This window comes from Pseudoalteromonas sp. MBR-15 (genome assembly GCF_053628915.1).
This window is the reverse complement of record NZ_JBRJHH010000004.1, coordinates 221,957-236,080: the sequence shown is the minus strand read 5'-3', so window position 1 is coordinate 236,080 and position 14,124 is coordinate 221,957. Positions and strand designations below refer to the sequence as shown.

The 14,124-nt window shown below is 43.7% G+C and carries 12 protein-coding genes; 4 read left to right on the top strand and 8 right to left on the bottom strand.

What is annotated here, in order from left to right:
• The first annotated feature begins 51 nt into the window (after window positions 1-51).
• On the top strand, window positions 52-1,242 hold the full coding sequence (locus ACSSVW_RS07760) for an amino acid aminotransferase (protein WP_454179108.1): 1,191 nt from the start codon (window positions 52-54) through the stop codon (window positions 1,240-1,242).
• A gap of 62 nt (window positions 1,243-1,304) precedes the next feature.
• On the opposite strand, the gene ACSSVW_RS07755 is transcribed toward ACSSVW_RS07760, so the two are convergent.
• From ACSSVW_RS07755 to ACSSVW_RS07720, 8 genes are all read right to left on the bottom strand, one after another.
• Entirely contained in the window at window positions 1,305-2,084 is a 780-nt protein-coding gene (locus tag ACSSVW_RS07755) for a DUF3379 family protein (protein ID WP_454179107.1), read from the bottom strand.
• Window positions 2,084-2,638 (bottom strand): sigma-70 family RNA polymerase sigma factor, encoded by a 555-nt coding sequence (locus tag ACSSVW_RS07750; protein ID WP_454179127.1) that lies wholly within the window; start codon window positions 2,636-2,638, stop codon window positions 2,084-2,086. The genes ACSSVW_RS07755 and ACSSVW_RS07750 overlap by 1 nt, the downstream gene beginning before the upstream one ends.
• 77 nt (window positions 2,639-2,715) lie before the next feature.
• A complete protein-coding gene (locus ACSSVW_RS07745; RefSeq protein ID WP_421419425.1) occupies window positions 2,716-4,362 on the bottom strand; it encodes a BatD family protein in 1,647 nt (548 codons plus the stop codon).
• Window positions 4,356-6,224, bottom strand: coding sequence for a VWA domain-containing protein (locus ACSSVW_RS07740; protein ID WP_182396194.1), 1,869 nt, complete (start codon window positions 6,222-6,224; stop codon window positions 4,356-4,358). The genes ACSSVW_RS07745 and ACSSVW_RS07740 overlap by 7 nt, the downstream gene beginning before the upstream one ends.
• A gap of 2 nt (window positions 6,225-6,226) precedes the next feature.
• On the bottom strand, window positions 6,227-7,213 hold the full coding sequence (locus ACSSVW_RS07735) for a vWA domain-containing protein (RefSeq protein WP_036969987.1): 987 nt from the start codon (window positions 7,211-7,213) through the stop codon (window positions 6,227-6,229).
• The gene (locus ACSSVW_RS07730) at window positions 7,206-7,646 is read right to left on the bottom strand and encodes a DUF4381 domain-containing protein (RefSeq protein ID WP_454179106.1); all 441 of its coding nucleotides are present in this window, start codon (window positions 7,644-7,646) and stop codon (window positions 7,206-7,208) included. Before ACSSVW_RS07730 ends, ACSSVW_RS07735 begins: the two co-directional genes overlap by 8 nt.
• 2 nt (window positions 7,647-7,648) lie before the next feature.
• A complete protein-coding gene (locus ACSSVW_RS07725; protein WP_036969983.1) occupies window positions 7,649-8,593 on the bottom strand; it encodes a DUF58 domain-containing protein in 945 nt (314 codons plus the stop codon).
• Between the two features lie 3 nt (window positions 8,594-8,596).
• Window positions 8,597-9,553 carry an AAA family ATPase gene (locus tag ACSSVW_RS07720; RefSeq protein WP_454179105.1) on the bottom strand — a complete coding sequence of 319 codons (957 nt, stop codon included), beginning with the start codon at window positions 9,551-9,553 and terminating at the stop codon, window positions 8,597-8,599.
• A 337-nt stretch (window positions 9,554-9,890) separates the two neighbouring features.
• Here ACSSVW_RS07720 and fadI point away from each other — a divergent pair, with 337 nt between their 5' ends.
• The 3 genes from fadI to ACSSVW_RS07705 all read left to right on the top strand — a co-directional run bounded on the left by fadI (window position 9,891) and on the right by ACSSVW_RS07705 (window position 14,102).
• Window positions 9,891-11,201, top strand: a complete 1,311-nt coding sequence (gene fadI, locus ACSSVW_RS07715) for an acetyl-CoA C-acyltransferase FadI (RefSeq protein WP_036969977.1) — start codon at window positions 9,891-9,893, stop codon at window positions 11,199-11,201.
• Complete coding sequence (fadJ, locus tag ACSSVW_RS07710; RefSeq protein ID WP_065978771.1) at window positions 11,201-13,426, top strand: fatty acid oxidation complex subunit alpha FadJ; 2,226 nt, start codon at window positions 11,201-11,203, stop codon at window positions 13,424-13,426. Before fadI ends, fadJ begins: the two co-directional genes overlap by 1 nt.
• A gap of 145 nt (window positions 13,427-13,571) precedes the next feature.
• Window positions 13,572-14,102 (top strand): GNAT family N-acetyltransferase, encoded by a 531-nt coding sequence (locus ACSSVW_RS07705; protein WP_454179104.1) that lies wholly within the window; start codon window positions 13,572-13,574, stop codon window positions 14,100-14,102.
• Window positions 14,103-14,124 lie beyond the last annotated feature (22 nt).

The following is a 14,124-nucleotide window of genomic DNA, read 5'->3' as shown; positions in this document are numbered from 1 at the left end:
TTTTTATGTTAAGCTAGTGGCAACGCTAACCCCTATAAAAAGAGATAGTCAATGTTCTCAGAATTAAAACCATTACCAACAGACCCTATTCTTGGCCTAATGGCGGCCTTTAAACAAGACACAAATCCAAATAAAATTGATTTGGGTGTCGGTGTTTATAAGGATGAGCAAGGCAATACGCCTGTACTTAAAGCGGTTAAAAAAGCGGAAGCGTTTCGTTTAGAAAACGAAACCAGTAAATCGTACATTGGCTTGGCGGGTAACTTAGATTACTGCCAAAAAATGGAAAACTTATTACTGGGCGAGCATCCAGCACTATTAGCAAACCGTGTACGCACAGCACAAGCACCCGGTGGTACAGGTGCGCTTCGCGTTGCGGCTGAATTTATCAAGCGTTGTAACAAAGACGCGACAGTGTGGGTAACAACGCCAACATGGGCAAACCACATTAGCCTATTTGAAGCGGCTGGTTTAACAGTTAAAGAATACCCTTATTACGATTACGAGAATAAAGACCTGTTATTCGATGAGATGATCAATACCTTAAAGCAAGTGCCAAAGGGTGATGTTGTGTTATTCCATGCATGTTGTCATAACCCAAGTGGTATGGATTTAAATGCAGAACAATGGAGCACGGTTGCAAACCTTGCTGTCGAAGTTGGTTTTACACCTCTTATCGATATCGCTTACCAAGGGTTTGGTTCAAGCTTAGAAGAAGATGCTGCAGGCTTACGTAAGTTAGCAGCAGCCGTCGATGAGATGATCATTTGTTCTTCTTGCTCGAAAAACTTTGGCTTATACCGTGAGCGTATTGGTGCATGTTCTATCATCGCCAAAGATGCGGCAACGGCCGATGTGTCAAATTCTGTGCTATTAAGCGTTGTGCGTAGTATTTACTCAATGCCTCCTGCTCACGGTGCTGATATTGTAAGCACTATTTTAAGCAGCACTGAACTGACACAAATGTGGCATGATGAGCTTGATGAAATGCGTAACCGTATTAATGGTTTACGTACTCTAATTAAAGAAAGCCTCGCAGCGAAAGGCATTGCGCAAGATTTCTCATTTATTGACCGTCAAAACGGGATGTTCTCTTTCTTAGGCATCAATAAAGAGCAAATTGATCGTTTACAAAAAGACTATTCAATCTACATCGTTGGCTCTAGCCGAGTAAATGTTGCTGGTATCAGTGATACAAACATTGACTACTTTGCTAACGCAGTTGCTGATGTATGCAAATAAGACATTAATGTATGTCAAAAAAAAACCGCACGACGTGCGGTTTTTTTCTATCTGCTGTTTCGCTAATGTAGCCAGCGAATGGCACTGTTGAGCATACTGTTATAGCTATCAAGCGGTGCGCCGATACTGGCAATGAGTATTGTATCTGCTCGCTCACCTCGGTTTATATGTCCAGCAAAGCGTTCGTCGCTGAAATCTTCAGCGCCAGTGCCAAAGGGCTGTTCATCAGATGGGACAATAAAGACTGTCATTGGGCCAAAATCAGATTCAAATACTAAATGCAGGCCTTTTTTACCTTGGAAATCACAAAACGTAAGGTACGTTACTTTACCTGGTAGCTCATCTAAGTGCCCGCCGATCGTGGCAAACTTTTTGTTCACATAGGCAAGATCAATTGCCTCGTGTTTATCAAGCGATCCAATCTCATGGTATAAATGTGCAAAAGCATGTTCACCGACACTGTAGAGAGTATGTTGTTTGTTGGTGACAAAGAAAATACTTACGGCAATCAAAAACGACGCTGCTGCGGCTAAATAAAGGCGCTTAAAGGCGAATCGAGATTTTGCCTCAATAATTGTGTCAAGTGGTTGCTCAGCCGTTTGCTCCTCAGCCGTTTGCTCTTCAGCACGCTGCTCCTCAGCGGCATAGGTGTTTTCAATAATGCGTGCGGCAAGGTTTTCGGGCACGGGTACATTTAATGCGCTGTGAATTTCATCATCAAGTGCTCGCACATCATTAATAAATGCGTGTTTTTCTGTGTCCTGCTCGGCAAACGTTTCAAGGTCCTTATCAATCGTGCTTGGTTCGGCTAGGATGCGGCGGCGAAACTCGAGTTCATCCATTACTTTGATGCTCCTCTAAGTTGGTCATCATCACTGCTTAAAGCCTCTTTAAGCTGGTTTCTGGCACGAAAAAGACGTGTCATAACGGTATTTTTATTTAAATCGAGGATCTCGGCAATCTCATCGCCAGAACACCCCATTACAACTTGTAAGAGTAATGGTTCTCGATATTCATCTGCTAACTTTCCAATCTGTCGTTGGATCACTGTTTGTTCCATTTCAGCGTCTAAGGTTGTGCTTCTTTCATCTACTAGCGTCTCGTTTTCAACGTCGGCGTAGTCAAATTGTTTACGCTCAAAACGACGGGCGTTTTCGCGCCTTAGTATGGTTAAAAGCCAGGGTTTAACCGCGTGCTGATCTTGAAGCGAATCCAAGGCACGCCAAGCTCTCAGGAAGGTTTCCTGCACTAAGTCTTCGGCAACACTTTGATCACGACACAACCAATATGCAAAGCGAAAAAGCTCACTGTGGTAGATATGAACCAGCGCTTCATATCGCTTCTGTTTTTCTGTCATAGTAATTAAGACCTGCCTATCAGAAAAAAAATTTCTGATATTATTTATTATTTTTAATAACAGCTAACCTCAAGATTAGCTGTTATTTTTCATTATTTTATTACTATTAATTGATTTTAATCGTAAAGATTTTTCAATGTCTGATTTTGCGCCGCCGATTTAGGGTGTTTTTCAGCCTGGTTAAGCTGATTAACAATCAGCACTAAATCAGGTTTTTCATGCGATGAACTATAGAGTTTTGCTCGTAATTTGGCAATTTCAGTGTTTAATGATTCATCGTTTAGTGTGGCTAACAGTGAGTCTAAAGCCCCCGTTGTTTTTCCTGTGTGGTGTTTTGCATAGCGACTTAATGCACTATAAAACGCAGTGTATTTACCTTGCTTAGCTAACTTTTTAAGCTCGGGTAATAAGGATGAAGTCGTCGCTGAAGTGTGCGTTGACTCTCCTGTTGATTGAGGGCGTTTTTTAAAATACAGCACCAGTGTCACTAACCACAGTATGTAACCGGCAACGGCAATAATTATCAGCCAAGTTGGCGTACTTAACTGAGTAACGACAGCTGGTGTGCTGTTATTTAAGCTAGGCGTGGCTGCTTGCTCTGTAGGCGCTGTAACAGCTGCTTGAGGTGGCGTGAGCGGGTTAGTGCTTGGTACGACGGTAATCGAGCGTGCAGGGATTGTTGCATAGCTTATACGATTAATTTTAGTGTTGAACCAAGGCAGCTTGATTTCGGGCAGTGTATACGTTCCCGGGGTTTGCGGTAATAAAGCATAAGAGGCTGTTTGCTGAGAAATGACGCGGCCATCGCGAACAAGGTGATTGTTCTCTTTTTCGTCAGGGTAGCTTCTAAAACCTTGCACTTGCGGCATATCGATATCAGGAAGCTGCTCTTTAGTCACGCCCAGTGCCGTTAAAGTAATGGTGCGCGTAATCGGGGTGCCAACTTCTACAGTGTCATCTTTTGGTTGCCATTGCTCATCAAGGTTAACCAGCTCACTTGGCAACCAAGCACCAGAATAGTTATCAGGAATCGGTTTGATTTCTGCGTCAATATCTTCGCCCATCGCAGAGATTTCCATTTGGCGATAGTTTTGACGAATACGGCCATTAAACACAGGGGCTGTTATGGTGTGAATGCCACTTTTTTGTGGTTGCACTAAGTATTCTCGGGTGATCACTAAATACCGTTTACCGTCAATCAGTTCATAGCTTTCTGATTGTTTGTTAATAGGGGTTAGTTCAGCATCTGCCATGACTGGTGTCGTTAGGTTACCATCGAGCAGTTCTTTGTTATTGTCTAAGTACAGTTTAACTGTGTAAACACCTGCTTCTTGAACATATAAGTTGTTTGGCTTGAGGCTGGTTTTTATAAACGCATCTTTATTTTGCTCTGACGATTGGCTGCGTTTAGAAACGCTAAGTTGAATTGGTTTTGAACTTACACCTGCGACCGTAAAAGCAGGAATAGTGTAGGTGCCTTCCTTACGCGTCATGAGTTTTACAGACCAATTAGTTTGTTTACTAATTTCGCCGTTAATAATGTTTGTGCGTGAGCTCACACTGGTTGGCCCAACGACAAAGTCTTTTAATAATACAGACGTGTCGGGTTGTTCACTGTTAATCGTGTCGTCTGCAGAAATAGTGAGGATAAAAAATTCGCCCGCAAGGACGGGGTTTTTATCAACACTGGCCTGTAGTTGGGTGGCGGCCCAAAGCGGCGCTGCCGCGATTAGCAATAAACAACATAATAATCGCATTACCATGATTTTTCGGCTCCTCGTGGACGACGTTGATAGTTTCGTTTTTGTGCTTCTAACTGCATTTTATTTCTTAATAAGATAGCGGGATCATCGGGAACTTTACGCAGCAACTGATTCAGTTGCTGGGCTTTCTCTTTTTCTTCATTTGTTAGTTCAGCCGCTTGTGCCTGCATAGCTTGTTGTTCAGCTTCTTTTTTAGCTTGTTCATCACTTTGCATCGGCTCTGGCTGCGCGTCTTTTTGCTCGGGTGTTTGCTCAGGCTTTTGTTCACCAGAGTCGGATGGTTGCGCTGATTCAGATTGCATTTCAGGTTTATTTTTTTGCTCGCTATTTGACTCGCTTTGCTCACCTTTCTGATCCGATTGTTTATCTTGCTCAGAGGGTTGTTCACCTTCTTGTTGCTCGCTCTGTTCGCTGTTTTCACCTTGCTGCGAATTATCGCCTTGTTGCTTTTGCTGGTCGTCTTGCTGACCATCCTTGTTTTGTTGGTCAGAATTTTGCTGTTGATCTTGTTGTTGCTGTTGTTGATTTAATAACTGCTCAACAAGTGCTTGATTTTCTTGTGCCTCAGTAAAATCATCTTGTAACTGTTGGGCTTGCTTATAGGCATCAATGGCTTGTTCTAGCTGCCCAGCTTTAGCCAGAGCATTACCGTAGTTATAAAGGCCTGTTGCAGACTTGTCTTGGCTAAAAGCATCAACCGCAGCTTGGTAATTACCTTGCTGATAAAGTGCGGCTCCTTTTAGCTGGGTGTTATCTGTATTAACGGCCTGATCAAACTGCTTTTGCTGATAAGCATCCAAAGCGCGTTGATCTTGGTTTTTAAACACTGCTGGTAACTCTGCGGCGTGTATTTGCTGTTGTGGTAGTAGCATAATAAACATAAAACCAAGCACTAGGCTGCTGCCCCGGATTAAAAAGAGTGCCAGTGGCATTAAAATCAGTAAGCCATAAATACCTGCATCGATACGCCATAACGTTTGGCTTTGTTTTTCGTCTTTGAGACGCTCTGCGTTGGCGCTGGGGGCGAAGGCTTTTATGTCTTGGTTACTGGTTTGATATAACGCAAATTTGCCGCCACTGTTACGAGCAATTGCTGTTAAGCGGCTGATATTAAGAGTGGGAATGACGATTTGCCCCTGTGAGTCTTTCAAAAAGCCGCCTTCAGGTAACTTAATGGGGGCGCCTTGTTCAGTGCCAACGCCGTAGACATTTAAGCGGTAGCTCGATTGAGCAGTAAAGCGACTAATGTCATCGTGATCGAGTTGATCAATGCCATCGGTTACCAAAATAATGTCACCGTCTAAATACCCAGCTTGCTTTAGTAAATCATCGGCTTTTTCAAGGCCATCAATCACGTTTGACCCTTTGCTTGGCATAATATCTGGACTCAAACTTGGAATTAGATTCGCTAACGTGCTGGCATCATTAGTTAAAGGCGAAATAGTAAATGCTGACCCTGCATAGGCCACAAGTGCAGTATCACCCTCTTTAAATAGCTCAATCATATCAAGTGCTTTAAAACGCGCTTGTACTAATCGGCTGGGGGCTATGTCGGTACTGAACATTGAGTACGACATATCCATGACGATAACGCGTGCATTTTTTGCTTGAAACACGGGCACCTGTTTTTTCTCAAAGCTTGGACCGGCCGAAAAAACAATCGCAAGCAGGGTAAATAGCGCCACCAACCAGAGTGGTTGTTTTTGTTTGTTGTGACTTTCGCTCATAACAAATTGTGCAAGGTGCGGTGCAATTAAATCAGCTGGAGCATGCTTTTTATTTCGTACAAATAGCACGCTAAAAATAATCAATGCAGGCAGCAATAACCAAAGTAGGGTAGGGCGAATAAACTCAAAATCCATGCTTAGACCTCCCGTTTAAATTGGCGAATAAAATTAACAAGCAAGGCAAGTGCAATAATGCCCAACGCTGCAAGTAAGGGTAAATAAAACAAGGAGACTTGCGGGCGGAATGTTTGTTCATCACTGCTGATAGGCTCCAGTTTATCGAGCTCTTTATAGATTTGCTGAAGCCCTGCGACATCCTTCGCTCTAAAGTAGAGACCACCGGTTTGTTCTGCAATGCGTTTTAGTAAGCCTTCATCTAGATTACCACCACTCATTCCGCCCATGTTAAATAAGCTAAAACCGCGAGGGTTATCGGAACCTACGCCTATGGTGTAGACTTTTATTCCCTCTTCACGGGCAAGTAACAGCGCGTCATCAGGGTCAAGGTTGCCAGCAGTGTTTTGGCCATCTGTTAACAACACCACAATACGGTTACTTTCGTCTTTATTGGCAAACCGTTTTACCGACAGCCCTAAAGCATCACCAATCGCTGTGGCACGGCCAACTAACCCAATTTGGGCTTCGCTGAGCATTTGGCTTACTGTTTTTACATCGCGGGTTAGTGGGGTTTGTAAAAAGGCGGTATCACCAAATAAGATCAGTCCTAAGCGGTCGCCTTGGCGTTGCTCTATAAAGTCACTGAGTACCGCTTTTACCATGGTCAGTCGATCAACATATTGTCCTTGATACGCCATATCTTGCTCTGTCATCGAACCTGATAAATCAACTGCCAGCATGATATCGCGGCCTTCATTTGGTAAGGTAATTGGTTCATCAAGCCATGTTGGATTGGCAATAGCGATAACCAATAGCGCCCAAATTATCCACTCGACAATCGATACCTTGCGGCCGTGGTCTTGTACGGCTTGATTATTAAGGCCTAACTTAGCAAATCCAGGGATACGCAAACGCAAGTTACCTTGTTGCTTTAGCGGCTTTAAGCGGCTTAATAACCAAGGTAAAGGTAATAAAATAAAGCACCATGGCCAGCTAAACTCAAACATTAATAGGCTCCTTGAGTTTAAAGTTATTGATGGCATGGCGTAATTTTACACCCAGCTTGGCATGGTTATTGTTTGGTTGATAAAGTTGCATTAATTCATCATAGCTAAAGGTGTCGCCGCTAAGCTGTGACAAACTCTGTGACCATTGTGCCACAGGCTGAGCAGCTAATTGTTCTGTGTAGTAGTGACGTGTTAAGCGTTTTAAAATGATATGCAGCGCTTGAACGTCGTCATCTTCGAGTGTGCGACTTAGTTCAATAGCCTGTTTTTTGGCTTTTTTAAATTGGTTATTTTTATATAACTGCACCAAGCCAATAATCAAAAGCACACAGACTATTGAGATTATTAGCCACCAAATAGGCGCAAGTGGCCACCACGCAACCTCTGCGGGTGCAATGACATCATGTAAGCCATCGAGCGGATTTGTTTGCATTGTTACTTTCTCACTAATTGCAGCTCAAGCGGTGTGGCTGCACTGAATGAAATTAAACTCAGCCCCGATTTCTGTAAGCGTTTTAGTCTTTGAGTAAAAGAGTGCTCGGCTGATTTTGCGAAGCGTTCACGGAATTGTTTGTCCATTAATGGTAGGGCTAAATCTTGGCCATTAGCAGACACGGTGACGGTTTGCTTAAATGCTGGCAGCTGATGCTCAAACGGGTCACTGATATGACAACCAATTAGTTCGCAGTGTCTACTGAGCATTTCAAGCTGTTTAAAGCTTGCTTCATCAAGAGCATTAAAGTCTGAGACAATATACACAAGGCTTCCTGGCTTTGCTAAGTGATTTAATCGTTTGAGATTATCGCTGAATAAGCTGGAAGCTGTTTTGTCGATATTGTTAAGTGCGTTGCTGTGAATATCGCATAAATTATGGCAAAGCTTTAATACTGCTTTTTCACGTGATGTAGGTTTTAGCTCATGATGACTGTGTTGGTTGAACACCAAACCACCTATGCGGTCACCTCGTTGGCAGGCCGACCATGCTACCAGCGCACTGATATGCGCAGCTTGCACCGACTTTAATAATAACCGAGAGCCAAATAGCATCGAGTTTGAAAAGTCAGTAAAGACAAAAACAGGACGCTCTTTTTCTTCTTGAAACAGCTTTGTGTGGGTTTCGCCAGTACGTGCTGTTACACGCCAGTCGATAGAGCGTATATCATCACCAGCTTGGTAATGGCGCACTTCGGCAAATTCCATCCCACGCCCCTTATGAGGCGCAAGATATTGCCCAGCTAAGCTGTTTTTGATTTTTACTTTGGGCGCAAGTTCAAGCAAGCGAGCCTTAGCTTTGTAATACATCAACTCTTTGAGTGATAAATTAACGCCTTGACTATGACTTGCAGCTAACCACGCCGCTGTATCAAATTGGCTCGACATAGTTTATGGCACTGCAACCAATTCTAGGATGCGACTGATAACGTCATCCTTACTAATACCATCGGCTTGGGCTTCGTAGCTCAAAATGATGCGATGACGTAACACATTGTGAAGAACCGCTTGGATATCATCGGGGGCAACAAAGTCGCGACCTTCAAGCCATGCATGTGCACGGGCACATTTATCAAGCGCGATTGTGGCACGCGGACTGGCACCGTATTCAATCCAGCGGCCAAGTTGTTCATCAAGTTCTGATGCTTCACGGGTTGCAACAATTAATTGCACTAAGTACTTTTCAAGCGGTTCAGCAAGGTATAAGCCTAAAATTGCTTTTCGGGCGGCAAATAATTCGCTTTGGCTAATTTGCTCTGTACCCGCTTGTTGTTCAGAAATTGCTTCGCCACGCGTCAGACGCAAAATATCAAGCTCATGCTCAGCGCCCGGGTAATCAATGCTTAAGTGTAATAAAAAGCGGTCTAGTTGTGCTTCTGGCAGAGGGTAAGTCCCTTCTTGCTCTAATGGGTTTTGCGTTGCCATCACCATAAACAAGTCTGACAACGGGTAAGTGTTTTTGCCAACGGTTACTTGGCGTTCTGCCATCGCTTCGAGCAATGCAGACTGCACTTTTGCAGGAGCACGGTTAATTTCATCAGCCAAAATCAGGTTATGGAATAACGGCCCTTTTTCAAAGACGAATTCGCTTGTTTGCTGACGATAGATATCGGTGCCTGTGACATCTGCTGGTAACAAGTCAGGGGTAAATTGAACCCGTTGGAAACTGCCTTCAACGCCTTTAGCTAGCGCGTTAACAGCACGCGTTTTAGCAAGTCCTGGCGGGCCTTCAACCAATAAATGACCATCCGCTAAAATAGCGATTAACAGTGCTTGAGTTAATTGAGGTTGGCCGATAATTTGCGTGTCTAAGTATGATTTTAATTGTGAAAATGCGTTAACTGCCATAATAAAAAGACTGTCCTAAAAGCGTGAGTCAAAGTTCATTTTTGTGAAGCGCCAATAAACACTATTCAGTGCCGATAAATTATCCAAGCGATACTGTGATTGGGGCGCTATCAACAAGTTATAAGGATTCAAAAGTCATAACACAAGTGTTAGACAGAAAATCCTAAAATAGTTCGTTATTTTTTAAGGATTTTTAGCCTAGCATATAAATGGTGCTATTTTTTGTAAATAGGTCGAAAAAAGCCTATGGTTGGTAACTTACTATTGGCATTCATACACGGGTTGTTTTAGAATCAGGAAAAACAAACAGGTCAGACCTGTCAGCGGGAGAGCATAAATGTCTGAGCAAAACATACTTAAAACAGCAAAGGGCGATCGTATCGCTATCGTTAGCGGCTTACGAACGCCATTCGCAAAACAAGCCACAGCATTCCATCATGTACCAGCCCTTGATATGGGCAAGTTAGTTGTCAACGAAATGCTTGAGCGCCTTAACTTCGATAAATCTGAAATTGATCAATTGGTATTTGGGCAAGTAGTGCAAATGCCAGAAGCCCCTAATATTGCCCGCGAAATAGTGCTTGGTACCGGTATGCCTGTCTCTGTTGATGCGTATTCGGTATCACGTGCGTGTGCAACAAGTTTCCAAGCAATTGCCAACGTAGCCGAGTCAATTATGGCGGGGTCTGTGCAGGTTGGTATTGCTGGCGGTGCTGATTCATCGTCTGTATTACCAATCGGTGTGAGCAAAAAATTAGCGGGCAGCTTAGTTGATTTAAACAAGGCGCGTACGTTCGGGCAGCGTTTAAAAATATTCTCTAAATTGCGTTTAAAAGACTTAATGCCGGTACCGCCAGCCGTTGCGGAATACTCTACAGGTTTATCTATGGGTCAAACAGCTGAGCAAATGGCTAAAACGCATAACATTAGCCGTGCTGACCAAGATGCACTTGCACACCGTTCACACACGCTTGCGAGCCAAGCATGGGCCGACGGTAAATTAAAAGACGAAGTGATGACGGCACACGTTGCACCGTATAAGAGTTTCATCGAGCAAGATAACAATATTCGTCATAACTCAAGTATTGAAGGTTACGCTAAATTAAAACCAGCCTTCGATCGCCAACACGGTTCAGTGACGGCGGCAAACTCAACGCCATTAACTGATGGGGCCGCTGCGGTGCTTATGATGAGCGAAAGCAAAGCAAAAGCACTGGGTTACAATATTTTAGGCTATGTCCGTAGCTTTGCGTTTTCGGCAATCGGTGTGCACGAAGACATGCTTATGGGCCCAGCCCATTCAACACCCATCGCGCTTGACCGTGCGGGCATCACATTAGCTGATTTAGATTTAATTGAAATGCACGAAGCATTTGCAGCGCAAACACTGGCAAATATGAAAATGTTTGCATCAGATAAGTTTGCCCAAGAAAAGCTGGGTCGCAGCAAAGCGATCGGCGAAATTAACATGGACAAGTTCAATGTGTTAGGTGGCTCACTTGCTTACGGTCACCCATTTGCGGCAACAGGTGCGCGCCTGATCACGCAAAGCTTACATGAACTTAATCGTCGCGGTGGCGGCCTTGCTTTAACGACTGCCTGTGCAGCGGGTGGCTTAGGTGCAGCCTTTGTATTGGAGAGTGCGTAATGACAGATTCAGTATTTAGTTTATCGGTAGGTGATGACGGTGTTGGCGTTGTGACAATTGATGTGCCGGGTGAAAAAATGAACACCCTGCGCAGTAGTTTCGCAGAAGATTTAAAAACACTATTAAAAGACGCACAACAACAAGCTGTTAAAGGCATGGTATTTATTAGTGGTAAAAGCGATAACTTTATTGCCGGTGCCGACATTAAAATGCTTGATAGTGCAAACAGTCGTGAAGATGCATTAGCGCTGAGCGAGATGTGTCAGCAAGCGTTTTTCGATATGAAAAAACTACCATTCCCAACAGTCAGTGCCATTCATGGTGCGGCGCTTGGTGGGGGATTAGAGTTTGCATTAGCGTGTGATTATCGTGTCTGTTCAGACAGCGACATCACGAAGCTGGGTTTACCCGAAGTACAACTAGGCTTATTACCTGGGGGTGGGGGTACTCAGCGCTTACCTAAATTAGTTGGCCTGCAAAAAGCGCTCGAATGGATGCTAACAGGTAAACAAGTACGTGCAAAACAAGCGAAAAAAACAGGCTTGGTAAATGATTGTGTACCGCACAGTGTATTACTTGAAGTTGCAAAAGAGTTTGCCCTTAAAGGGAAAGCGAAAGTAAGCAAGCCTAAATTAGACCGTTTGAGCCAATTGTTAGAGTCAAACCCGTTTGGCCGCAATATTATTTTCAAAAAAGCCCAAGAAAATGTGCTTAAGAAAACAGGCGGTCATTACCCTGCGCCTTTAGCAATTATTAAAGCCGTGCGTGCGAGTGTTGAACTTGATCAATTAAAAGCATACAAAACAGAAGCAGAAGGCTTTGCAACGCTTGTTATGAGCGACGAGTCTAAAGCGTTGCGTGGTATTTTCTTTGCAACCACTGAAATGAAAAAAGAGTGGCGTAATGATGACGCACCAGCCATTAGTAAAGCCGCAGTTCTTGGCGGCGGATTGATGGGCGCGGGTATTGCCCACGTAAGTGCTGTTAAAGCGGGTGTGCCTGTGCGTATTAAAGATGTGGCTGAAAAGGGCATTAGTAATGCAATGAACTACAGCTACAAGATTTTAGACAAAAAGCAAAAGCGCCGTATTTTATCAAAAGCCGAGCTGCAACAAACCATGAGCCGTATTACAGGCACGACAGATTACAGCGGCTTTAAACACATTGATATTGTTATTGAAGCTGTGTTTGAAGATTTGGCACTTAAGCAAGGTATGGTGGCCGATGTTGAGCGTGAGTGCCAAGACACCACGATTTTTGCAAGTAATACATCGTCATTACCGATTGCACATATTGCCGCTAATGCTGCACGCCCAGAGAATGTAATAGGATTGCACTACTTCTCACCTGTAGAAAAAATGCCATTGGTTGAAATAATTCCTCACGCTGGCACGTCTGAAGACACCATTGCGCGCGTTGTTAATTTTGCTCGTAAGCAAGGTAAAACGCCGATTGTGGTGAAAGACATGGCGGGTTTTTACGTAAACCGTATTTTAGCGCCGTATGTAAACGAAGCGGCTAATTTACTGCTTGCGGGTGAACCTATTGAGAAGATTGACCAAGCGCTTGTTGAGTTTGGTTTCCCTGTGGGTCCATTAGCTTTACTTGATGAAGTTGGCATTGATATTGGCTCTAAAATTGCGCCAATTTTAGAAAAAGAATTGGGTGAGCGTTTTAAAGCCCCTGATGCCTTTAATCGTTTAATCGATTCTAAACGTTTAGGTCGTAAAACGGGACGTGGTTTTTATCTTTACGACAAGAAAGATAAAAAAGTGGATGAGTCAGTTTACGAGTTATTGGGTGTGACTCCTTCGCCACGTCTAAATAAAAGCGAAATAGCCAAACGCTGTGTGGCACAAATGCTAAATGAAGCGGTGCGTTGTTTAGATGATGGCATTATTGCCAGCCCACGTGACGGGGATATTGGGGCTATTTTTGGTATCGGCTTCCCACCGTTCTTAGGCGGCCCATTTAGCTATATGGATAAGCTAGGGGCGGCGCAAGTGAGCTCTGAAATGGCAACATTTGCAAACTATAACCCTATTTTTACGCCATGCGATACATTAAAGGCAATGGCTGAGAATAAGGGGCGTTTTTATCAAAGTGCTGAAGAGTCTGTTGTTGAACAACAGGAATCACACCTAGACCCTGTCGAAGTAACGAAAGAAGTGGTTGAAGATGAGCAAGCCTCAGAAGAGCCAAATGCTGAAACAACTAAAAGTTAAGCTGCGTAGTTAACGAGTGACTTTATACTAAAAGTCCTGTTCCTATTGAACAGGGCTTTTTTGTTGCTGTATTGGCTATAAGTTGTATTTAAAGTAGGGGAGTGATTTGCTATAACAGACTTTATTTAGCAAACGACTAATCACCATGACTCTCACCACTGCGCGATTAACTTTAAGACCTTTAAATGCCGATGACTGGCCATTATTTTATGCATTACACAACGATATTGATGTGATTGAAAAGTGCTTTGATAAACCCTCTGAAGCACACGTACGCGCTAAGTTTAATGAACGCTTAAAGCCTTGGTCACCAGGTGGCAATACGCCGTTGTGTTTGGTGATAGTCGAAACCTGCACGGGCAAAGAAGTCGGGGTGACAGGGTTTACGTCATCCACTGTGCCAAATCGCCAAGAAGTAGGCTATTTGCTACTGCCAAACTTTCATGGCCGTGGTTATGCTACTGAGTCATTAAAAGCGGTGCTTGATTATGCTATTCGCGAACACCGCGTTTGTGAATTTAAAGCCGTGGTCACTGAGGGCAATGTCGGTTCAGAAAAAGTGCTGGAGAAATGTGGTTTTCAGTTAATTGAAAAACAGCCTGATGCTTATATGATAGGGGGTATTTTGTATACCGATCATCATTTTTATTTGAATCGCACTGATCACACCCTGTGATCAGTGCTGATGTAACTAGCGA